Source organism: Heyndrickxia coagulans 36D1 (assembly GCF_000169195.2).
GTDB classification, from domain to species: Bacteria; Bacillota; Bacilli; order Bacillales; family Bacillaceae_C; genus Weizmannia; species Weizmannia faecalis.
The window spans coordinates 2,025,860-2,047,967 of the sequence record NC_016023.1 but is presented as its reverse complement, the minus strand read 5'-3'; the positions used below and the strand labels follow the sequence as shown (position 1 = coordinate 2,047,967).

18 protein-coding genes are annotated in these 22,108 nt (G+C 48.6%); 1 reads left to right on the top strand and 17 read right to left on the bottom strand.

All coding sequences use genetic code 11. The features are described from left to right. Window positions 1-290 precede the first annotated feature (290 nt). The 15 genes from BCOA_RS35355 to BCOA_RS26765 all read right to left on the bottom strand — a co-directional run bounded on the left by BCOA_RS35355 (window position 291) and on the right by BCOA_RS26765 (window position 17,619). Complete coding sequence (locus BCOA_RS35355; protein ID WP_185740938.1) at window positions 291-443, bottom strand: hypothetical protein; 153 nt, start codon at window positions 441-443, stop codon at window positions 291-293. Between the two features lie 246 nt (window positions 444-689). Beyond that, a complete protein-coding gene (locus BCOA_RS26830; protein ID WP_014097150.1) occupies window positions 690-1,253 on the bottom strand; it encodes an FAD-dependent oxidoreductase in 564 nt (187 codons plus the stop codon). A gap of 170 nt (window positions 1,254-1,423) precedes the next feature. After that, the gene (locus BCOA_RS35690) at window positions 1,424-1,801 is read right to left on the bottom strand and encodes an HTH domain-containing protein (protein WP_373897141.1); all 378 of its coding nucleotides are present in this window, start codon (window positions 1,799-1,801) and stop codon (window positions 1,424-1,426) included. Between the two features lie 182 nt (window positions 1,802-1,983). Continuing rightward, window positions 1,984-2,430 (bottom strand): GNAT family N-acetyltransferase, encoded by a 447-nt coding sequence (locus tag BCOA_RS26825; protein WP_014097147.1) that lies wholly within the window; start codon window positions 2,428-2,430, stop codon window positions 1,984-1,986. Window positions 2,431-2,577: 147 nt separating this feature from the next. After that, window positions 2,578-4,095 carry an acyl-CoA carboxylase subunit beta gene (locus tag BCOA_RS26820; protein ID WP_014097146.1) on the bottom strand — a complete coding sequence of 506 codons (1,518 nt, stop codon included), beginning with the start codon at window positions 4,093-4,095 and terminating at the stop codon, window positions 2,578-2,580. Window positions 4,096-4,099: 4 nt separating this feature from the next. Next, the gene (locus BCOA_RS26815) at window positions 4,100-4,879 is read right to left on the bottom strand and encodes an enoyl-CoA hydratase (RefSeq protein WP_014097145.1); all 780 of its coding nucleotides are present in this window, start codon (window positions 4,877-4,879) and stop codon (window positions 4,100-4,102) included. An 87-nt stretch (window positions 4,880-4,966) separates the two neighbouring features. After that, window positions 4,967-5,116 (bottom strand): hypothetical protein, encoded by a 150-nt coding sequence (locus BCOA_RS35350; protein ID WP_162533429.1) that lies wholly within the window; start codon window positions 5,114-5,116, stop codon window positions 4,967-4,969. Window positions 5,117-5,366: 250 nt separating this feature from the next. Continuing rightward, window positions 5,367-6,275 carry a hydroxymethylglutaryl-CoA lyase gene (locus tag BCOA_RS26805; protein WP_014097144.1) on the bottom strand — a complete coding sequence of 303 codons (909 nt, stop codon included), beginning with the start codon at window positions 6,273-6,275 and terminating at the stop codon, window positions 5,367-5,369. A 23-nt stretch (window positions 6,276-6,298) separates the two neighbouring features. Beyond that, window positions 6,299-6,508 carry an acetyl-CoA carboxylase biotin carboxyl carrier protein subunit gene (locus BCOA_RS26800; protein ID WP_014097143.1) on the bottom strand — a complete coding sequence of 70 codons (210 nt, stop codon included), beginning with the start codon at window positions 6,506-6,508 and terminating at the stop codon, window positions 6,299-6,301. A 263-nt stretch (window positions 6,509-6,771) separates the two neighbouring features. Beyond that, window positions 6,772-8,127, bottom strand: coding sequence for an acetyl-CoA carboxylase biotin carboxylase subunit (locus tag BCOA_RS26795; protein ID WP_014097142.1), 1,356 nt, complete (start codon window positions 8,125-8,127; stop codon window positions 6,772-6,774). A gap of 63 nt (window positions 8,128-8,190) precedes the next feature. Continuing rightward, on the bottom strand, window positions 8,191-9,333 hold the full coding sequence (locus tag BCOA_RS26790; RefSeq protein WP_014097141.1) for an acyl-CoA dehydrogenase family protein: 1,143 nt from the start codon (window positions 9,331-9,333) through the stop codon (window positions 8,191-8,193). 254 nt (window positions 9,334-9,587) lie between these two features. Further along, window positions 9,588-11,543, bottom strand: coding sequence for an acetate--CoA ligase (locus BCOA_RS26785; RefSeq protein ID WP_014097140.1), 1,956 nt, complete (start codon window positions 11,541-11,543; stop codon window positions 9,588-9,590). A 528-nt stretch (window positions 11,544-12,071) separates the two neighbouring features. After that, window positions 12,072-13,622: a class I adenylate-forming enzyme family protein gene (locus tag BCOA_RS26780; RefSeq protein WP_014097139.1), complete on the bottom strand. Its 1,551-nt coding sequence runs from the start codon at window positions 13,620-13,622 to the stop codon at window positions 12,072-12,074. Window positions 13,623-14,161: 539 nt separating this feature from the next. Then, on the bottom strand, window positions 14,162-15,529 hold the full coding sequence (locus BCOA_RS26775; protein WP_014097138.1) for a sigma-54 interaction domain-containing protein: 1,368 nt from the start codon (window positions 15,527-15,529) through the stop codon (window positions 14,162-14,164). 878 nt (window positions 15,530-16,407) lie between these two features. Continuing rightward, the gene (locus tag BCOA_RS26765) at window positions 16,408-17,619 is read right to left on the bottom strand and encodes an ornithine--oxo-acid transaminase (protein ID WP_014097137.1); all 1,212 of its coding nucleotides are present in this window, start codon (window positions 17,617-17,619) and stop codon (window positions 16,408-16,410) included. Between the two features lie 165 nt (window positions 17,620-17,784). On the opposite strand from BCOA_RS26765, the gene BCOA_RS26760 reads away from it, so the two are divergent. Continuing rightward, the gene (locus BCOA_RS26760) at window positions 17,785-19,131 is read left to right on the top strand and encodes a sigma-54 interaction domain-containing protein (protein ID WP_014097136.1); all 1,347 of its coding nucleotides are present in this window, start codon (window positions 17,785-17,787) and stop codon (window positions 19,129-19,131) included. Window positions 19,132-19,224: 93 nt separating this feature from the next. Here BCOA_RS26760 and BCOA_RS26755 read toward each other — a convergent pair whose 3' ends face one another. Next, window positions 19,225-20,676, bottom strand: coding sequence for a restriction endonuclease subunit S (locus BCOA_RS26755; RefSeq protein ID WP_258434496.1), 1,452 nt, complete (start codon window positions 20,674-20,676; stop codon window positions 19,225-19,227). After that, complete coding sequence (locus BCOA_RS26750) at window positions 20,673-22,103, bottom strand: class I SAM-dependent DNA methyltransferase (RefSeq protein WP_014097134.1); 1,431 nt, start codon at window positions 22,101-22,103, stop codon at window positions 20,673-20,675. The genes BCOA_RS26755 and BCOA_RS26750 overlap by 4 nt, the downstream gene beginning before the upstream one ends. Window positions 22,104-22,108 lie beyond the last annotated feature (5 nt).

The following is a 22,108-nucleotide window of genomic DNA, read 5'->3' as shown; positions in this document are numbered from 1 at the left end:
CCGATTGTTTTCCTGCTTTCAGGAGCCGTGTTTATCGCAATAACATCCTCCAACCTTTCACAACTTATTCAGAGCAAAATCCAGATGCCCGTCACAAAAAAGAGCAGACCCAACTAAGCGTACTCTACTTTAAAACTCATGAAATTTTTTCTGCCTTCGATTTCGCCCAATTTCTAAACCAAATAATGAAAGAGAGAACCAATAACAATATACCAAAAATCAAAAAAAATCTCGGAATCAATAATATTTGACTAATCAGCGAGTTTCCGAGCTCTACAGTTGAATAACCATCAACAAGATGAACCAAAAACATCATACATAGTCCTGTAAACGCCATCACAAATCCATATTGAAAAATTCGATACATGAACCTCATCCCCCTTTTTTAAAAAAATTCGGTTTATTTTTTGGATATTTTTATCTATAGTAATCATAAATTCCATTTTTAACAATCCTCCCATGGAAGGGAAAGACGGCTTTACGCAAAAAAGGTTTGATGATTGCCTGAATCCAGCGTGTACCGGCTGCATCCCCAGTGCCCGGCTTTGCAGTGGGTGGTTTGATTTTGGAAAAACAATAAGCATGTCAGAATGCTTGATCTGCGACGAATTCTTTTCAGTTTCAGCCCGCATTAAAAAAAAAGCAAACAAAAAACCGGGCGCAATTTTGCCCGGTTCGTTTGCAACGGCTTATTTTCCTAAAACATCGTGGTCGACCCAGCGTTTGCCGTCGATTTCACTGATGAGGTTGACAGCCACTTTAGCGCCGTCGCCTGCTGTGATAATGGTGTGCATGGAGATGCCGGCAACCGTGCCGCATGCCCATACATTCGGGACATTCGTTTTTCCTTGCGCATCCACTGCAAAAACGGTTTTTACGCGTGGTTCTGTTGCCGGTTTGGTTTTGACGCCAAGGGCTTCCCCGAGGCTTGCAATCATGCCGGTTGCAAGAATAACGTATTTGCTTTCGTACGACCCTTGTTCTGTTTTAATGGTAAAACCATTTTCCGTTTTTTCAATTGATTCGACTTTTTCGTCGACCAGTTCGGCCCCGAATTGTGCTGCCTGTTTTTTACCGGTTTCGACCAGGTCTGGTCCGGTTATTTCTGTTACGCCGTAGTGATTTTTCAGCAAAGCCCGCTTGGTAGCGCTCGTGCCACCATCAAAAAGCACTGTGCTTTTCCCGGCTTTGGCCGTAAAAATGGCGGCACTTGCCCCGGCCGGACCAGCTCCAATAATGGCAATTTCATACATCGTACATTCCTCCTTACTATTTTAAGTATAGACCGGCAGATGGGGAAGTTCAAAATATACACTTTGGAAGGCACAGAAATGTAAGGCCTTATTTTCTAAGTGTTTCTTTGGACAAATCAAAGTAGCACTCAAAAGAAACCGTGGATGGAATTTGATCGGTAAACAATGAATTAAAGTTCAGGTCTTAATACAAAAGATAGCATTAACAAATTTACGCAAATATTCATCAAATGATCAATATCAATATGATCATTTCCTTCACAAAAAGCTTTAAGCACATCGCAAGGCACATTGGCATACTTACCTAATGTTTCATAGGAAAGATTATAATCTCCTATCAAATTAGCCTCTATTATCGCTCTCATTCTCTCTTTTGAGTCTATAAAAGAGAATCCTGTACTTAAAAACGGTAAACGATAATGGATTCTTTTTAACTCCCCTTCATCAAAGTAGCATGGCTTTCCAGAGAGAATTTTTGTAGTTTTCTCATCGGAAATCCCAAATAGTGTAGCTAACTGCTGATCTTTTAACTGAAACTTATTTTTAATATGAAGGAATTGACTTTTAAATATTCATGACTTCCATCTGAATAGACATTGGAATTTGTATCGTGAACAAAATCAGACATTTTTTCCGACTCCTTTAAAACATTATATAATTTTCATAATAAAATGAAAAGGAAAATAGAATTTGGAATCGGATTACCGGTTTTTCTCATTCTCTCCTTTCATCATAAATGTAGTTCCATCCATTCATCCACTTCCTGGAAACCGAATTTTTCATACAATGGCTTGCCCATTTCAGAAGCGCCGAGCCAGATGTTGGAGATGCCAGCCTTTTTCACCTCATCCATCAGTTTTTCCATCAATTCTTTCGCGATCCCCTGGCCGCGGTATTCTTCTTTTGTATAAACATTTGTAATATAGGCTTTCTTCCCGCTTTTATTCACATAGCTCGGCGGAAATTCGTAAAAAATGACAGCCCCGCAGGCAACGATTTCTCCTTCGTCTTCCGCAAGCCATTGGACCATGGAGCCTTCTTTTAATTTCTTTTGAAAAAACTTTTCCAAATCGGCATCAATGTCCGTCTTCGGTTCGATGCCTTGGGCAACTTGCTGCTGCTTTCTAAGCTCTATTAAATGATGAAGATCATCCAGATTGGCTTTCCGAAATTCCATAGATGCGCCTCCTCGTTGGCATTTGATAATACATTCATACCCCGTTTTAAGGAAGAAAAGCGCACCATTGGTCTTTTTCCGTTGCCATTTTTGTTTTCCGGGAGCCGTATTGAAAAGCAGCTGCGCCCCTGCAGCTGCTTTTCAATGTTAAACCGGGTATACCGGGTGCTTTGGTTTTGAAAAGTCTTCCTGCTTCCCGCTGTACATTTCAAGCCGACGTTCGAGTTCTTCCCGCAGTTCATTGCCCGGTACGACGTCATCCACAACCAGTTCGGAAGCAAGCCGGTAAATGTCAATGTCTTTCACGTACTCCGCCCGCTTTTCCGCGAAAAATGCCGGCCGTTCCTCTTCCGGGAGTGCGGCGATTTTATTGGCGTATACGGCATTGACCGCGGCTTCAGGGCCCATGACCGCAATCGATGCAGACGGAAGGGCAATGCAGCAGTCCGGTTCAAACGCCGGGCCTGCCATTGCGTATAAACCGGCACCGTACGCTTTCCGGACAATGACGGACAGTTTCGGAACGGTTGCTTCGCTCATCGCAAAAATCATTTTTGCCCCGTGGCGGATAATGCCGGCCCGCTCCACTTGCGTCCCGATCATGAAGCCGGGGACATCCGCGAGAAACAAAAGCGGAATATGGAACGCATCACAAAGATGGATAAACTTTGCCGCTTTATCGGCGCTGTCGTGGAAAAGCACGCCGCCTTTCACCCGCGGCTGATTCGCAATGATTCCGACAGGCCGGCCGCCAATCCGGGCGAGACATGTAATCAGTTCGGGCGCAAACTTCTTTTTAATCTCGCAGATCGAATCTTCATCCACAATCCGCTCGATCAGCTGGTACATGTCAAACGGGGCATTTTCATTTTTCGGGATCAGTTCCTCAATCGTTTTTTCAAACGCAGCCGGCGCCTTTGCTTCTGTTCTTGCCGGTTTTTCGGAAAAATTGTCCGGAAAATAGGTTAAGTATTTTTGCACATAACGGATTGCTTCTTCTTCCGTTTTCACTAGCACATCGCCGCAACCCGAAACGGTGCAGTGCATTTTTGCGCCGCCCATCTGCTCGAGCGTCACTTTTTCACCGATCACCATCTCGGCCATCCGCGGCGAGCCTAAGTACATGGACGCATTGCCCTCGACCATTACGACAATATCGCAAAATGCAGGAATATACGCCCCGCCGGCAGCAGACGGCCCGAACAAGAGGCAAATTTGCGGTACTTTCCCGGACAAATGCACCTCGTTGTAAAAAATCCGCCCTGCTCCTCTTCTGCCCGGGAACATCTCGATCTGATCGGTAATCCGTGCGCCTGCGGAATCGACGAGATACAAAATCGGGCAGTTGAGTTTCGCGGCTGTCTCCTGGATACGGATGATTTTTTCGACCGTCCGCCAGCCCCACGAACCGGCTTTTACGGTCGAATCATTGGCCATAACGCAAACGGTGCGGCCGCCGATTTTTCCGAGCCCGGTGACGACCCCGTCTGCCGGCAGGTCCCCCGCAAGGACATTGGCAAACATCCCGTCTTCAGCCTTGAGCCCGTCATCCAACAGCATTCGCAAGCGTTCGCGGACAAACCATTTGCCCTGTTCGCGGTTTTTTTGGTGGTATTTTTCCTTTCCGCCCTTTAAAATTTCTGCTTTTTTGCTTTCGTAGTCCATTGCATTACCTCCCTTTATACACCGGGGTGCGCTTTTCCGCGAATGCCCGCAAGCCCTCGAGCCTGTCTTCGGTCGGAATGAGCGCGTTGTAGGCGAGTTCTTCGATTTTCAGCCCTGCTGAAAGGCCGGTCTCTGTCCCTTGATCGATAGCCGTTTTTGCCTGTCTAAGTGCAATGGGGCCGTTTTTTTGCATTTCCCCCGCCAGTTCAAACGCTTTTTCGATTACTGCTGCACGCGGCACAGCGTATTCGAGCAGGCCGATTGCCGCTGCTTCTTCAGCAGTCAGCCGTCGCGCCGTATAGATCAGTTCTTTCGCTTTACCAACCCCAATGAGTCTTGGCAGCCGCTGTGTGCCACCCGCCCCCGGGATGATCGCGAGCGACGTTTCGGTAAGCCCGTATTTTGCTTCGCGGGCGCCAATGCGAAGATCACATGCCAGCGCCAGCTCCAGCCCACCGCCGAATGCCGACCCGTTTAGCGCCGCAATTACCGGTTGGGGCAGCGCGGCCGTTTCATTTACAACCGCACCGATCTTCCGTACGGCCTGCAGCACCTCTTCCTCGTTCATGCCTTTCCGCTCTTTTAAATCCGCTCCGGCGCAAAACACTTTTTCCCCGGCGCCGGTCAGGATCACAACGCGCGTACTCCGGTCTTTCTTTATTTCCGATAAAACTTCATGCATATCCGAAAGCATTTCTTTTGATAATGCGTTTGCAGCTTCCGAACGATTCAGTGTCATCACGGCGATGCCATCTTGTTTTTCCAACAAAACCGTTCCTGTCATGTTCTTCCTCCTATCCTGCATATTCACTTGCAAGCGGCCTTCCGATCGCTTTCAATCTGCTTTGCGGCTTCGGGCGGCTCTACATCATCACGGCAGCTTCTTTGTTTTTTGACAAAACAGCCCCGTTACGCTCCCTGTCTGATGGCTTGCAAGCGGTCTTCCAATCTTTTTCAGTCTGCTTTGCAGCTTCGGGCGGTTCTGCATCATCACGGCAATTTCTTTTGCTTTTTTTGGCAAAGCGGCCCCGTTACACCCCCATCTGGCAGCTTGCAAGCAGCCTTCCAATCTTTTCCAATCTGCTTTACGGCTTCGTGCGGCTTTGCATCATTACGGCAGTTTCTTTTGCTTTTTTGGGCAAAACGGTCCCGCTACGCTTCCCATCTGGTGGCTTGCAAGCAGCCTTCCAATCAATCTGCTTTTTCGGATTCCGGGCGGTTCAAGATCATGGCGGGCATTCCTTTTTGCTTTTCTCGGCAAAATATTCCCGTTACGCCCCTCCCGCCATCCTGTAAATTTCCATCTGATGGCTTGCAAGTGGCCTTCCGATTGTTTTTTCTATCTGCTTTGCGGCCTGGATGATGCGGTCAAAATCAATGCCGGTCTCAATGCCCATTTGCGCGAACAGGTACAGCAAATCTTCCGTGGCAACATTGCCGGATGCCCCTTTCGCATACGGACAGCCGCCCAGGCCACCTGCTGCGCTGTCAAAAACAGTGATCCCCATTTCGAGCGACTTAACAACATTCGCAAGTGCCGTCCCTCTTGTATCGTGGAAATGCATCGCCAGCTGCCTTGCATTAAAATCATGAAGCAGTTCGTCGAGCAACCGCTCAACATCAGTCGGCACGCCGGCACCGATCGTATCCCCGAGGGAAATTTCATCCACGCCCATCGCAAACAAGCGGCCGGCCACATCTTTTACTTGCTTTGGGGAAACCGGTCCATCATACGGGCAGGCAATCACCGTCGAAATATATCCCCTTACCGATTTCCCGGCGCTTTTCGCTTCCTTCACCACTTTTTCCAAGACCGGATAGGTTTCAGCGATCGTTTTATTAATGTTGCGGAGGTTATGGCCTTCGCTTGCCGACATAAAGACGCTTACTTCATCCACACCTGCATTTAAGGCCCGCTCAAGCCCCCTCACGTTCGGGACAAGCGCGGCATAGGTCACGCCCGGCTTCCGTCTGATTTTTTCCAGCACCGCTCCGGTATCGGCAAGCTGCGGTATCCATTCCGGCCGGACGAATGATCCTGCTTCGATGTACGTCAGACCCGTATCTGACAATGCGTTGATCCATGCAATTTTTTCTTCTGTCGCCACGACCGCCTTTTCATTTTGCAGCCCGTCGCGCGGTCCGACTTCTTTCACGGTCACTTTTTCAGGCAGCTTCACATCCCCGCCTCCTTCAAATTGCGCTACTCCAGTTCCACCAGCACATCGGATTCGTTGACAAACTCGCCTTCCTGAGCATGGACTTTTACGACTGTACCGTCTTCCTCGGCGGCAATCGGAATTTCCATTTTCATGGATTCAAGAATGACCACATCGTCGCCTTCCTTCACCTGGTCGCCTTCCTTTACGAGCACTTTCCAAACACTTCCTGCCATACTTGCTGTAATTTCCATCTGCTTTTCCTCCTGTTTTAGAAAGTCACTAACAATTTGATCATGGCCGGGATCTTTTTTGCATGTTCTCCCGGGTGCTCCCCGCCTTTCACCTTTGAACCCGACTAATCCATTCCTCCACCTGACCATCTTACTCCCAGGGCTCTGCTTGGTTTAAATCTTTGTGTACCCATTAAAAATAGATGACGGCGGGGTTGTCTTCCTGCCTACCTTAACCAGTGGCAGGCCCGCTTTCTTTCGGATTCTCCCCTTTTCGAACCTGCCTACTTGCGGGATTCCGCTTGTTTTAAAAAGTCATTGACAAAATGCGTGGTGGTGTACCCTTTTAAAAATTGTTCGTGGCTGACGGTGTCAATCAGCATTGGAATATTCGTTTTAATCCCTTCCACTTGATAGTTTAAAAGCGCATCCCTGATCCTTTTGCAAGCTTCTTCGCGCGAGCTGCCCCAGGCAATCAGTTTGGCAATCATCGGGTCATAAAAAGGGGTCACTTCAGAACCTGCTTCCACGGCCGTCTCATTGCGGATGCCTTCCCCTTCCGGCAGCCGGAAAGCCGTAATTTTGCCCGGCGATGGCAGAAATGTCTTCGGATCTTCGGCATAAATCCGCACTTCAATCGCGTGACCGTTCCGCTTGAGCGTCTCCCTCGTGATCGTGAGGCGTTCGCCTGAAGCAACTTTCAACTGCTCTTCCACAATATCCAGCCCGGTAATTTCTTCCGTCACCGGATGTTCCACTTGCAATCTTGTATTCATCTCAAGAAAATAGAAATGCTGGTCCCGGTCCACGATCATTTCTATCGTGCCGGCATTGATATACCCGATGGATGTTGCTGCTTTCACTACCGCATCCAGCATCTTTTGCCGGGTTGCTTCGCTGATAAAAGGCGATGGCGCTTCTTCGACAACTTTCTGGTGGCGGCGCTGGATCGAACATTCCCTCTCCATAAGCGGCACAACGTTTCCATATTGGTCTGCCAGAATCTGGATTTCCACGTGATGCGGTTCTTCAATATATTTTTCAATGAACATCGCGCCGGCCCCGAAAAACATTTCCGCCCGCTTTTTGTTACCGGCAAACGCTTTGCGCAGCTCTTTTTCGCTTTGGACCACTTGCATCCCGATTCCGCCACCGCCTGCTGAAGCCTTCAGCATTGCGGGATAACCGATTTTTTCCGCCGCTCGGACCGCCGCTTCTTCATCTGCAAGCGGATCATCCACCCCTTCAATCACCGGCACGCCTGCTGCTTTCATCGTGCGGCGCGCTTCAATTTTGCTGCCCATTGCGGCAATGATTTCAGGAGAAGGCCCGATAAAAATGAGCCCCGCCTCAATGCATTTCCGGGCAAAAGGCGCATTCTCGGACAAAAGCCCGTAACCCGGATGAACCGCTTCCGCCCCGCTTTCTTTGGCTGCCCGGATGATCGCATCGGCATTTAAATAACTTTGATTGACAGGCGGTTTGCCGATGCAGTACGCTTCATCCGCCTCGCGGACAAAAAGAGCCCCCGCATCCGCCTCGGAATACACCGCGACAGATTTTACACCGAGCTTTTTACACGTACGGATTACCCGCCGCGCAATCTCTCCCCTGTTGGCAATCAGAATTTTTTTAAACAAATGGCAACGCTCCTTTCCATTCGAATGCAAACTTGTGCGACGCAAGTCTTCCAATCTTCTATCCTAGCAGCCAAGCTTTCTGGCAATAACAAGCCGCTGGATTTCGGATGTGCCTTCGCCGATTTCCATCAGTTTAATGTCGCGAAGATGGCGCTCCACACCGTACTCGCGCATATAACCGGACCCGCCGTGGATCTGGATCGCCTGGTTGCAGACGCGGAATCCCATCTCCGACGCAAACAGTTTTGCATAAGCGGCTTCTTTGCTGAACGGTTTTCCTTGATCTTTCAGCCATGCCGCTTTGTACACGGCATTTCGGGCAAGATCGATTTCCATCGCCATATCGGCAAGTTTGAACTGGATCGCCTGGAATTTTGAAATCGCTTGGCCGAACTGCATCCGTTCTTTTGCATATCGAAGCGCTTTTTCGAATGCGGCTTGGGCGATCCCGACCGATAATGCGGCAATGGAGATGCGCCCGCCGTCCAGCGTGTACAAAAACTGGCTGAATCCTTTGTTTTCGTCGCCAAGCAGGTTTTCACGCGGGACACGGACGTTTTCGAGCACGATCTGGCACGTGTTGGATCCGCGGACGCCCATTTTTTCATACGGGCTTGTAATCGCCACGCCCGGTGCATCGGCCGGCACGATGATGGCGGAAATGATGTTACGACCGTTTTCCCTTTTGCCGGTTACGGCTGTCACGATCACTTGGCGGGCGTATTCGGCGTTTGTAATCCAGCATTTTTCGCCGTTGATCACCCATTCATCGCCGTCAAGCACCGCTTTTGTCCTTGTTCCGCCGGCATCGGATCCGGCGTTTGGTTCCGTAAGCCCGAATGCGCCGAGCGCTTCGCCTTTTGCCATCGGAACGAGCCACTTCTGCTTCTGTTCTTCGGTGCCGAAATAGTAGATCGGGCTTGCGCCGAGGCTTGTATTTGCGGCATAGCTGAGCCCTGTTCCCCCGCATGCCTTGCCGATTTCTTCGACCGCGATGCAATAAGAGATGGTATCCCCGCCTGCTCCGCCGTATTTTTCCGGAAAAGGGATGCCTAAAAGGCCGAGATTGCCGAGCTTTTGAAACGTCTCCATCCGCATTTTCCCGGTTTCGTCTACTTCTCTTGCATACGGTTCGATCTCCTTCTCAGCAAAGTCCCGAACCATCTCCTGCAGCATAATCTGTTCTTTAGACAATTCGAAATCCATAGGCTTCCTCCTTTTGCGGCGCAGGATAATCCGGTGCGCCGGTTTTTTTGCATTCTTGCTGACTTTTCAGGTGCAGCCGCCGGGATTGCGAAAAAATCAACCGCCGCATGCTCCTTTTTCCAGTTCGCTTCCGATTCCCTGTAAAACGCTGCAAGGGACCGGCGGGCAAACAGTAACGCCCTTCTTTTTACTGGCGGCCCGGCCGGTTTCCTGTCAAAAACGTTGAGGGCAAACCTTCCTTTTTAAGGCATTGTTTATCTTTCCGCCCTGTGGCTGGCCACCAGCTGTTCAATGCGCGCAATGGTTGCGGGATCCTCGAGGCCGGTCATATCCCCTGTAGCCGCACCGTTTACGACAATTTCCTTTAACAAGCGGCGCATGATTTTCCCGCTCACTGTTTTGGGCAACGTGTCCGTAAACAAAATCGCTTTCGGCACGGCAATTTTCCCGATTTGATCGACAATCCGGGCCTTGATCGCTTCTTTCAGTTCTTCACTTTCCTCCGTCCCGTCGCTCAAACGCACAAAGCAGACCGGCACCTCGCCCTTGATTTCATCCGGCACGCCAATGACAGCGGTTTCAGATACACCCGGGGTTTCGAGCACCGCACTTTCCATTTCCATCGTGCTCAGCCTGTGCCCTGCAACATTGAACGCATCATCCGAACGGCCGGTGACCCATACGTAGCCGTCCTCATCAATCATCGCCAGGTCGCTTGCATAGTAGCAGCCGTCCACCTGGCTGAAATACGAGCCGAGATAACGTTCCGGCTCTTTCCAAAGCGTGCGGCACAGCATCGGAAACGGCTTTTGAATGACAAGGTTTCCGAGCGTCCCCCGCGGCACCGGATTTCCTTCCTGATCGACGACATCGATTACAGCGCCTAAAAACGGCCGGCCCGCAGAACCCGGTTTCATCGGGGTCAGCCAGGCGGCACCGGCAAGCGGCGATCCGGCTGTTTCCGTCTGCCCCCATGTGTTATTCACGCAAATCTTTTTTCTCCCGAGCACTTCATATGTCCACTGCCATGTTTCCGCATCAAACGGCTCGCCGACAAGGGAGACGACATCCAGGCACGATAAATCATATTTTTCAAGCGGATGCTCCCCCATGCTTTTCAACATCCTCAGTGCGGTCGGAGCTGTAAACAATTTGTTCACCCGGTACTTTTCAATGATCCGGTAAAACCGGTCTTTTTCCGGATAATCAATCGCCCCTTCGTAAAAGACGGTTGTGACACCGTTTGAAAGCGCGCCGGCAATGCCCCAAATATGCATCGTAAGCCAGCCGATATCCGCCGAGCACCAGAGCACATCGTCATCGCGATGGTCCATATGGTACTTGGCGTAAATGTAATTTTGCACGACAAACGCCATGCCGGAATGGACAACGCCTTTTGGTTTCCCGGTTGTGCCGCTTGTGTAAAACACAATGCCATACTCGTTCGCTTCCAGCCGCTCCGGCTCACAATGGATGCTTGCCTTCCTTGTTTCTTCATGCCACCAATAGTCGCGGCCCGCCTCCATATTGACATCCGTCCCGAGCCGGTCCACAACGACGACCGCTTTGACAGACGGAATGTCCGGAACAACACGGTCGACTTTTTCCTTGAGGAAAATCTTTTTCCCTCTTCGCTCGGTTGCATCGGCCGTCACGATGACTTTCGGTTCAAAATTCACAAGCCGGTCTTTCAGTGATTTTTCCGAGTATCCGGAAAAAATCGTATTGTAAATCGCGCCAATCCGGAAGCATGCGAGCACAGCAATCACCGCTTCCGCTAAGTTTGGCAGGAAAATCGCCACGCAGTCGCCTTTTTTTACGCCGAACCCGCGCAACACATTGCTGAACCGATTTACTTCTGCAAGCAGCATATTGTACGTAAAAAACTTCGAATCGCCGTTTTCCCCTTCCCATATGAGCGCCGTCCGGTTGCCGGCACCGTTTTCGACATGGCGGTCAAGCAGGTTCACACATGGGTTGCTCACCCCGCCTTCAAAAAAGCGGAACCCGGGGAGGCTGCCTGTCATTGTTTCCTTCCACGGTTCATACCAGGTAAGCTCTTTGGCAACGCGCCCCCAAAATGCTTCCGGATCCGTTTGCGACAGGCGCAGCAGTTCCTCAAATGCTTCGCTTGAACCGATTTCGGTTGAACGGATTTTATCATCACTTGGATAAACGAGTTTGCTTTTGGCAATGCCGCTTTGTTCCATGTACATGCTCCTTTCCGGTGATCGGTCGGGAAAACAAAGTTCCCTTTTTAAGAAAATTCCTGCATACGAGATTCACTCGCTTTTATCAAAGCCATTCTCCTATTCTGCCCGGTAAAAAATTTACAGCGTTTGAATGCGGATCTTCTCGGCAAAGTGGCGAACGCCTTCTTTTATCCCGCGTTGAATTCCCGGGCGTTTTCATCCGTGTTTTTGGGGATACAAACGCCTGACGTTGCACCAACCTGAAAACGGCGTTTGTATGGCCGCTTTTTTGCCAGACTGACGGGTGCAACCTGTCATTCCGTAGTGAATTCCCCGCGTTTTTATCCGTGTTTTTGGGGATACAAACGCCTGACGTTGCACCAACCTTATAACGGCGTTTGTATGGCCGCTTTTTCTGTCAGACTGACGGGCGCAACCTGTCATCCTGCGTTGAATTCCCGGGCGTTTTTATCCGGGCAATCAAAAGGTTGGTATTTTCTCCCCCGGTATCTGTAAACGATTTATAGCAGTGGGAAAATACTCCTCTCATCCCGTACCAAACTGTTCACGGAGTTTGAACTTCTGCACTTTCCCGGAAGGCGTGCGCGGAATTTCCTTAACGAAAATGACCTTGCGCGGTTTTTTATAGCTTGCAAGATGGCGTTTGCAGTATTCGGTCACTTCTTTTTCCGTCAGCCGTGCGCCATCTTTTCTTACAATAATGGCGCAAACTGCTTCCATGTACTTTGGATCGGGGATGCCGATCACAGAGACTTCTTTTACCGCTTCATGGCGGTAAAGCACATCTTCTATTTCTGCAGGATAAATATTTTCTCCGCCGCTCCGGATCATATCTTTCTTCCTGCCGGCAATGGTTAAAAACCCTTCCGAATCAAAAAAGCCAAGATCCCCTGTTTTGCACCAGCCATCCGCAAACGTCTCCATTGTTGCTTCCGGTTTTTTCCAATACCCTTCTGAAACAGCAGGGCTCTTAATGAGAATTTCGCCCACTTCTCCTGCAGGAAGCGGGTTCCCGGCATCATCTGCAATTTGAATTGCAGTCAAAGGCATCGGTTTTCCGACTGTACTGCCTTTTTTTGCGGCATCCTGCGGGTCGAGTGAAGCGGCAATCGGCTGCCCTTCTGTCAAACCGTACACCTGGACGACGCCAATGTGCGGAAAATGTGCCCGGATACTTTCCAAAGCCCACGGCATGAGCGGGTCCCCGCCGGTGTAAATCGTCTTCAGCGTTTCCAGCCGGTACTGTGCCAAATCCGGCAAGTGCAGCATGTCATAAATCATAAAAGGAAATAAAAAACAGCATGTTACCTTTTCCTTTTCTATGACGGACAGGACTCTCTGAATCTCGAAGTTTTTACTTTTTGTAATGATGACGGTTCCGCCCCGCATGAGAACCGGCAAAGCAATGTCTTCCATTGCGCCGACATGGTAGAGCGGCCCCGTTGTCATGGCCGTTTCCCGGGCTTGAAACCCCCATTTCAAAGCTTGAATGGCTGAAAACCAGAATGTCGTATTATGCGTCCAAATCGCACCTTTTGGCCTTCCCGTCGTCCCGGACGTATACATCAGCATCACCGGGTCATTTAAATGGATAGATGGCACGCCGGGGTCTTCCTGCTGCCCTTCCCCGAGCACGGAAAACGGCTGCGCCCATCCGGGAACGGCTGATGCTTCATCCTGAAGGCAGATAAATTGTTCAACCGGCACCTCGTGTTGAATCGGCTCAATCCGTCCGGCAAGACCTGCGTGAAAACATAATATTTTTGTGCCGGAGTCGTTTAAGCAATAGACCAGTTCGGGGCTTGACAAGCGGAAATTCAAACGGACTGCAATTGCCCCGATTTTCGCCGCCGCAAAATAAAGGCCGAAATACTCAAGGCAGTTGTAGAGCAGAATGCCGACCCGGTCTCCTTTCCGGACGCCAAGCTGTGTAAGCTTGTTTGCATAAGCATTGGAAATCGCGTGCAATTCCTTGAAAGTCCATGCTCTTCCGGTTTCTTCCTGCACCGCAGTTTTTCCGGAAACAAGCGGGTCCGGATCCTCTGCAATGTTCTTGATCATCCAGCCAACGTGCAACCATGTTCCCCCTTTCCAACACTTTGATGCCCTATAAAAAGCAAGAAGTATGCCAGCTTGAAAGAGGCGAAAAACAGCATGTGCGTGTTGGAAAAGGCGGCCGGGTTTCCCGATTTCCGAAACGTTCCTTTACCAATCTATGATGCAAACAGCGGCTTTATGGCAGAAAAACAGATTCGGAATTTCAGAAGGCCAATCCGGATTTCCGGATGATTAAAAAATAGTGCTCCTGCAAGTGGATGTTCGGGCTTGATGTCAAAACTTAAGTTCATTTTACATAGGGCTTGCTGAACGAATCCGATTCTAAGTTTGTGCCCAATTTATCTGCAAGCTCGGGTCTCAAAATATAGAAGAATCCTTTTGCGAAAAGGGGCATTTTATCTTCTCAATACGTTGAATCGGCTTTCGAGTGCAAGCATTTCCCTGGATTTGTTTAAATGGTTGCCAAAGCTGTCAGCATCCTATCCAAATCCAGAAATTTCTCTTATTCAGCAAGCCCAGCAATATCTATCCTGATCGTTTGGCGTGAAAAACTTCGTTCATTTTACCTCAATACGAAGCTTTTTCATTTTGTCGTAAAGCGTGGAGTGGCCAATCCCGAGGGCTTTAGCCGCCTGTTTTTTATCAAAACAGGCAGCCCGCAGCGCTTCCTCAATCATTTGTTTTTCCGCTGCCTCCATCCTTTCTTTCAAACTGCTTTCTTTTTTTCTGTTTAAGTGTTCACGGATTCCGTCAGGCAGGTCCTCTAACCCGATCGTATCTGAAGAGGCCATGTAGACCGCTGCGTGAACAGCATTTTCCAGTTCGCGGATGTTTCCCGGCCAATTGTACCCTTCGAGCGCGGAGAGGGCTTCAGGGCTGAAACCGGTGACCCTTTTGCCGAGGCCGGATGATGCTTTCTTTAGGAAATGCCGCGCCAAAAGCGGGATATCTTCCACCCTGGTGCGGAGCGGAGGGATATCCAGCTGGATGGCATTGATGCGATAGTACAAGTCTTTTCTGAAACGGTTTTGTTCGACCAGTTCTTTAAGCGGTTGGTTTGTTGCCGCGATGATACGGACATCGATCGGTTTTGGATGGACCGCGCCAACCGGTTCGATTTCTTTTTCCTGCAGCACGCGCAATAGTTTTACCTGCATCATCACTGGCATGTCGCCGATCTCATCGAGAAAAATCGTCCCCCCTTCCGCCGCCTGGAACTTGCCGGGCTTGCCGCCTTTTTTCGCACCGGTGAACGATCCTTCTTCATATCCGAACAGCTCGGATTCCATGAGATGTTCGGGAATCGCGCCGCAGTTGATTTTGATAAACGGACCACTGCTCCGGTCGCTAGAGCTGTGAATGCTGTGGGCAACCAGCTCCTTTCCGGTTCCGCTCTCTCCGGTAATCAATACAGTGATATCCCCGCGCGACACCTTTTTGATTTTTTCTTTCAGGAGCGCCATTTGCCGGGAGGTGCCAATCAGATCGTTGAGCATATATTTTACGCCGGCTGCACGGGGCTGCTTCTCAAGCAAAAACCCGCTTTGCGACAGCATATGCCGGATATGGGTGTTCAGCTTTTGCCAATCGTATAGATCTCTGAAAATGATAATCCCGACAGCCCCGAGAATTTTTCCATCTTCTATGATCGGAATGCGGTTTGCAATGACATATTCGCCTCTTAAAAACTGCAGCTGGGCAAGTTCGGCTTTTCCCGTTTTCACCACAAGATGCATTCTCGTATTTTCAATTGTATGGGTCACGTGTTCGCCAATCACTTCGTTTCGTTCCACTTTCAAAAAATCGCAAAAATTACGGCTCATGTAACGGATATAACCTTCGTGATCCACGATCAATGTGCCGGAGTATGTTTTTTCAAACACGATGTCCAATAACCTGGTATTGAGAAACTTTTCGCTGATCATGCCATTCCCCTTTTCCATGCTGAAGTTTATGGACTTGTTTTTGAAAGCGTTTACATAGTTTATTGTACCTGCCCTGGCGTTTAGAATCAACCGTCTTTGCCAGGACGGCGGGAGACCTCGTTCACATGCAAGGCTTTGCATCTCATTGTTGTCTTTTTGACGGCACTTTTAAAAAACAGGCATTTTGCGCGGGATTCCGTTTTTTCTTTTTAATGGGTTTTAAAAAGTACAGTACGTATGAAACCCTCTTTTGTCTGTTTAATAGTTTCTAAGAGACCATGCGTCGTGCCGAAGTTTGCGCACAGAAGCTCTACCATTTTTTATGATTGAGAGGATGAAGGACAAATGATCGGTTCCCTTGCAATGAAATGTCCTTCATCACGATTATGAAGGACAAATGATTAGCTCCCTTGCAACGAAATGTCCTTCATCACGGTTATGAAGGACAAATCACCGGCTCCCCTGCAAAGAAATGTCTTTCATCACGGTTATGAAGGACAAATCACCGGCTCCCTTGCAACGAAATGTCCTTCATCACGGGTATGAAGGACAAATCACCGGCTCCCTTGCAACGAAATGTCCTTCATCACGGGTATGAAGGACATTTGACCGGCTCCCCTGCAACGAAATGTCCTTCATCGCATGTACGAAAGGCAATGATAAGTGAACCACCGCTTTCAAATATATTTTTGCTACCTGTGCACCACTCGAACAGCATATTACTTTCCAAATGAATGTTTGGCATGGCCCTGCCGGCAATGCATAGTTATTTTTTCTTTTTGGCTGGCCCCCAAAAAACATTTCGCATGCGTGGGCGCCTCTTATATTTCTTCCCAATCAAAAAAGCCGCCCCGCCGTTTGGCAGCGCAGGCTTCTGATCATTTTTTCTCCTCGAAAACTTTCCGGATTCGTTCAACGGCCCATTCCAGCTCTTCTTCCGTTATGACGAGCGGCGGGGCAAAGCGGATGACGTTTTCATGCGTTTCTTTGCAAAGCAGCCCTTCCTCTTTCAATGCTTCGCAATAGGAGCGCGCCGGTTCCGTGAGCTCCACGCCGATGAAAAGGCCGCGGCCGCGGATTTCCTTAATCGACGGGTGCTTGATTTCACGCAGTTTCTCCAGGAGCACCTGCCCAAGCCGGAGCGAGCGTTCCACCAATTTTTCTTTTTCAATCACCTCAAGGCTTGTGATCGATACCGCGCATGCAAGCGGGTTGCCGCCGAACGTCGAGCCGTGCGACCCCGGGTTGAATACACCCAGTATTTCTTTATTTGCAGCTACACAGGAAATCGGCATGACACCGCCGCCAAGCGCTTTCCCAAGAATGAACACATCCGGGGTAACACCCTCCCAGTCAACCGCAAACAACTTGCCGGTCCGGCCTAACCCGGTTTGCACCTCGTCTGCCATGAAAAGCACCCGGGACGCGCGGCAAATATCCGCTGCTTCTTTTAAAAACCCGGCCGGCGGAATGTTGATGCCAGCTTCCCCCTGGATCGGCTCAACAAGGAACGCTGCCGTATTCGGAGTGATGGCTTCCCGCAGCGCTTCCGCATCCCCGTACGGAATGAGCTTGATGCCCTCAATCATCGGCCCGAAGCCGCGTTTATATTCTTCTTCCGATGAGAGCGACACCGCAAGCAGCGTACGGCCATGGAAATTTCCGGTACAGGCAATGATTTCCGCTTTATTGTCCGGCACGCCTTTCACATCATATGCCCAGCGCCGTGCAGCTTTGACCGCCGTTTCCACCGCTTCCGCCCCGGTGTTCATCGGCAGCACCATATCCTTTTTCGTCAGTTGGCACACTTTTTCGTACCATTCGCCAAGTTTGTCGTTATAAAACGCGCGTGATGTGAGCGTCACACGGTCCGCCTGGTCTTTTAATGCCTGAATGATCTTCGGGTGGCGGTGCCCCTGGTTCAGTGCCGAATAAGCACTCAGCATATCCATATAGCGGCGGCCGTCCGGATCCTTCACCCACACCCCTTCCGCTTCCGAAATGACAACCGGAAGCGGCGCATAATTATGCGCACCGAACTGTTCCGTTTTTTCAATTACTTGTTTCGCTTGCTCTTTTACTTGTGCCATTTTGTTTCCCCCTTCTTTTCAATGTCCCTATCCATTCATATGCAAAAAGAATGCCATCATGAAAAAAAGGCCTTCGTGCGGTTTTTTCAGTGAAAATGCAAAAAATTTTTGCATAAAGCCGCAAAATATTTTAAAATTTTTATCATCGAAGGGGGTGGACACAACATGGAAGAAACAAAAGATGTACTCCTCGCGTTGTACGAAACAATAATGAATCTCGTCGATGCCGGCATTCATGCAGTGGATGAAGAAGGGCGCACGATGATTTACAATCAAAAAATGCGGGATATTGAGGGGATGGACAGCCGTGAAGTACTGTATAAAAAGTTGGAAGATGTTTTCCGCTTCCGCAGCAGTGAAGAAAGCACCTTGTTAAAGGCGCTCAAAACCGGAGAAGAAAGCCATCTTGTCAAACAGACGTACTTTAACAATAAAGGCCGCGAAATTACTTCCGTCAACCATACGTATCCGTTTTATTATAAAGGAAAATTGGCGGGCGCTGTTGAAATTGCGGAGGACATTACGAAAATTGAGCGCCTCATCCGCCGAAACCACGAGTCCCATACCGGATATACATTTCACCATATTATCGGGAAAAGCAAGGCGATTTCCGAAGTCATTGAATTTTCAAGGCGCGCCGCCCGCACTTCCTCCTATGTGCTGATTATCGGTGAAACCGGGACGGGAAAAGAGTTGTTCGCGCAAAGCATCCATTATGAAAGCGAAAGAAGCCGGGGACCGTTCATCGCGCAAAACTGCGCTGCGCTTCCCGACAATCTCATTGAAAGTATCTTATTTGGCACGAAGAAAGGGGCATTTACAGGTGCTGTTGACCGCGCAGGGCTGTTCGAACAGGCGGACGGCGGCACGCTTCTGCTCGACGAAATCAATGCGTTGAACATTCATTTGCAGGCAAAGCTTTTGCGCGTGCTGCAAGAGAAAAAAGTAAAACGGATCGGGGGCACGCAGGAAAAGCCGGTGGATGTGCGCGTGATCGCCACCATGAACGAAACGCCTTACGAAGCGATTGCAAATCACCGGCTGCGCAAAGATTTGTATTACCGGCTTGGTGTCGTGACGCTGTTTATCCCGCCGTTACGGGACCGGCTGGAAGATTTGCCCCTTCTCACCGGCCATTTTATTCAAAAATACAATCCCCTTTTTCAAATGAATGTCAGGGGGATCACACCGGAAGTGCTCACTTTCTTCCGGTCGTACCGCTGGCCTGGCAATATACGCGAGCTGGAGCATATGATTGAGGCAGCGATGAATGTCATGCTCGATGAAGACATGATTGAGCTTCGCCATCTGCCCATGCAGTACCGGCAGTCCGGCCACTTCAATTCGCCGGCGGAAAAATCACCGCTTTTAAAAGACCGGCTGTTTGAATACGAGAAGCATTGTATTTTAGAAGCGCTTGAGGCAAACGGGTCGAATATATCAAAAGCAGCAGAACAGCTCGGGTTAAGCCGGCAAAGTCTCCAGTACCGGATGAAACGGCTCGGGATTTGACGTGGTAAAACACAGCGGCTTCAAAGATCACCTCTAGCCAGGCAGTTAGAAAAAGGCAGGGGAATCAACAAACAGCCCCTGCCATGATTACGCTTATTTCACTTGTTCCTGCAGCACTTCTTTTAATAACTCGATCGCACTTTCTTCGGTCGGATCATTCGTTCCAAGCTCGCCGCGGAAGGCTTTGGAGAGGATGGATTGTTTTATTTCGTCTGTATTTATTTTGATTACATCTTTTATTTTACTTTCTTTTTTAAATATATTTTGTAAAGTGGTGATTATTACTCTCTGTTCTTCTAATGGCGGCAATGGAAAAATAAAGTCTGATATTAACGAGACACTCAAATTTTCTTGATTACCTCCCTTTGCCACCTGTCTAAACCTTTGATAGCCTTCCATAAAATAATAAAATATGAATTCTGGTGCTATATAATCATTAGGCAATAACGCACAAACAGCTTGATTACAAGTCGCTTCCACACTTAAAATAGCAGCTCTACCTCTTGTCAATCCCTGGCCATACATAGCAACCAAAACAGTATTTGGTGGAAGCAACTTTGCAGAACTATTTGCAACTGCTTCAGGAGTAATTTGCTCTTCACTTTCATTAATAGCATTCCATTTTATTTCACCGGTTTTAATCCATGGTATATTTCCTTCGTAATATTCTGGAATAGTTCTTTTTGGAGTGCCTCCAGAAGTAATTGTAAAGACATCTCCTAATCTTACCCATTTCCAAGTTGATGGAATGCTATACCTTAAGTCTTTAATATTAATTTCCTTTGATACTTTTCTCCGTATACTTTGAGATTCCTTTATTTTGACATATAATGACTCGGCATCTTCAATGTTTTTATTTTCCTCTCTCCACTTCCTCGTCAGCTCCCCCCGAAACGCCTTATCCAAAATAGCCGCCCTACGCAGTTCAAACGTTTCCTTCGCTTCCTCAATCAACCGTTTTGCTTCGTCGATTTTACTTAAAAGACGCTCTACTTTGTCTGCAATGCGTTTTTGCTCTTTTATTGGCGGTACAGCAATAGGGTAAGTTTCAACTTCTTTAGGTCTTGCTCTTGTAAGCGAACCACCTACACCTGATACATTTGATGTAATTAGTTTTCGAAAATAAGGAGACTTCAACAGGTATAGTAAATACTCAGAATAAATTGCTTTATTTTCGCTTATAACAATCCATTCTGTTGAAGCTAGCTGCCGAAACTTCCCATGGTTATTTAATACTTTCCATACCCTATTAATACGAGGATTAATTTTACACAACAAAATTTCATCTTTATTAACCAGCTGTTTACTAGACCCTATTTCATCGCCTTTAATAAATTCAGGAGATCCTTCAGGAAAACTAGGTACACTATATAATTCAAACGTTTCGTCTTTAAAGCTTTTTGGATCAATGTTGCGCTTTTTATCCTTATTAATTGTTTTTAATTTCACCCACACCCAATTCCCCGGCACTTCATACGGCTGCTCTCCCTCTGGCACCAAAGCTTCTTCCAATAACTCCTCCATGGTCTTTTGCTTCTTTCTCACTTCAAGACCACCTCATCCATTTCCACAGCACGCAGCTCATCCACCACTTCGCCCAGTAAGTCCATCGCCTGCTGCAGTTTTGCAATCGCTTCTTCTGCCGATTCAATCGGATCCGGCAAGTTTTCGTATGAGGACAATGACTCGTCCGCGATCAGGCCGATGTCGAGGCTGTCGTCTTTTTTTGCAATTTCTTCGCGTGTGAACACATTCCAGCGCTCGTCTTCCACTTTGGAACGGTCTTCGGCTTCGTATGCTTTCATGAAATTTTCGAAATGCGCCATCGTCAACTGGTTGCGTTTCCCGAATGACGGCATGTTCGTGCGGAGGTCATACACCCACACTTCTTTTGTGTTGTCCCGGTCGGTTTTTCCCCTTGTAAAGAACAAGACGTTTGTTTTGACCCCTTGTGCGTAAAAAATACCTGTCGGCAACCTTAAAATCGTGTGCAGATTGCATTTGTTCATTAAGTCGCGGCGGATTTGCGCACCAACGCCACTTTCAAACAGCACATTATCCGGCAAAACGACTGCTGCACGCGCTTTGCCATCATCTTTTAAGGCATTGTAGATCAGCTGCAGAAAATTCAATTGCTTGTTCGATGTGTCAAACGTCAAGTCATCACGCGATACCCGTTCGCCGCCTTTTTTTGTGCCAAAAGGAGGATTGGTTAAAATGACATCCAGATTTTTCATCCATTTCCCGTTGTTGGATAAAGAGTCGCCATGCTCAATGCGCCCTTCCATGCTGTGGAGCAGGGCATTCATTAATGCAAGACGGTGCGTGTCTTTTACCAGTTCCATCCCGGAGAAAGCTTCCTTTCTCTGGAATTCCGCCATTTGCGGATCCAGGTCAAAATAGTCATCCGTTTGTTGTTTTAAATAACGGTCCGCGGCAATCATAAAGCCAAAAGTGCCGGCTGCCGGGTCAGCGCAGCGCTCACCGATTTTCGGGTCGACCAGCTGCACCATCACATCAATCAGGACGCGCGGTGTAAAATATTGCCCCGCCCCCGATTTCTTTTCGCTCGCGTTTTTCTCAAGCAATCCCTCATACAGATTGCCCAGCCCTTCTTCTTTTGCGCTGTACCAGTCGAGTGCATCAATCGATTTAATGATTTTTTCAAGGTTCTTCGGCTCTGAAATACTGGTCGCTGCATCGCTGTAAATATGACGCAGCATTTCATTGCCGCTGCTGCCCAAATACAGCAGCAAGTGCTGATAAAATGTTTTCAGCTCCGTCCCTTCTTTTGCCACAAGGTCATCCCAACGGTAGCCTTCCGGGATGGCAGATTCTGTTTCCTGCTCTTTCATCATTTTTAAAAACAGCAGATACGTTAATTCCGTCACATATTGCTGATATGTAATTCCATCATCACGTAAAACATTACATAAGTTCCAAAGCTTTTGTACGATCTCCTGGTTATTCATCATTC

Excerpts from the sequence above, each read along its gene's own strand:
- BCOA_RS26825 (WP_014097147.1), bottom strand. The coding sequence starts at position 2,430 with ATGGAATTTCGGAAAGCCAATCTGGATGATCTTCATCATTTAATAGAG.
- BCOA_RS26750 (WP_014097134.1), bottom strand. The coding sequence starts at position 22,103 with ATGAATAACCAGGAGATCGTACAAAAGCTTTGGAACTTATGTAATGTT.
- BCOA_RS26800 (WP_014097143.1), bottom strand. The coding sequence starts at position 6,508 with ATGGAAATTACAGCAAGTATGGCAGGAAGTGTTTGGAAAGTGCTCGTA.
- BCOA_RS26820 (WP_014097146.1), bottom strand. The coding sequence starts at position 4,095 with ATGGACTACGAAAGCAAAAAAGCAGAAATTTTAAAGGGCGGAAAGGAA.
- BCOA_RS26815 (WP_014097145.1), bottom strand. The coding sequence starts at position 4,879 with ATGACAGGAACGGTTTTGTTGGAAAAACAAGATGGCATCGCCGTGATG.
- BCOA_RS26765 (WP_014097137.1), bottom strand. The coding sequence starts at position 17,619 with ATGGCACAAGTAAAAGAGCAAGCGAAACAAGTAATTGAAAAAACGGAA.
- BCOA_RS26775 (WP_014097138.1), bottom strand. The coding sequence starts at position 15,529 with ATGATCAGCGAAAAGTTTCTCAATACCAGGTTATTGGACATCGTGTTT.
- BCOA_RS26785 (WP_014097140.1), bottom strand. The coding sequence starts at position 11,543 with ATGGAACAAAGCGGCATTGCCAAAAGCAAACTCGTTTATCCAAGTGAT.
- BCOA_RS26760 (WP_014097136.1), top strand. The coding sequence starts at position 17,785 with ATGGAAGAAACAAAAGATGTACTCCTCGCGTTGTACGAAACAATAATG.
- BCOA_RS26790 (WP_014097141.1), bottom strand. The coding sequence starts at position 9,333 with ATGGATTTCGAATTGTCTAAAGAACAGATTATGCTGCAGGAGATGGTT.
- BCOA_RS35355 (WP_185740938.1), bottom strand. The coding sequence starts at position 443 with ATGGAATTTATGATTACTATAGATAAAAATATCCAAAAAATAAACCGA.
- BCOA_RS26830 (WP_014097150.1), bottom strand. The coding sequence starts at position 1,253 with ATGTATGAAATTGCCATTATTGGAGCTGGTCCGGCCGGGGCAAGTGCC.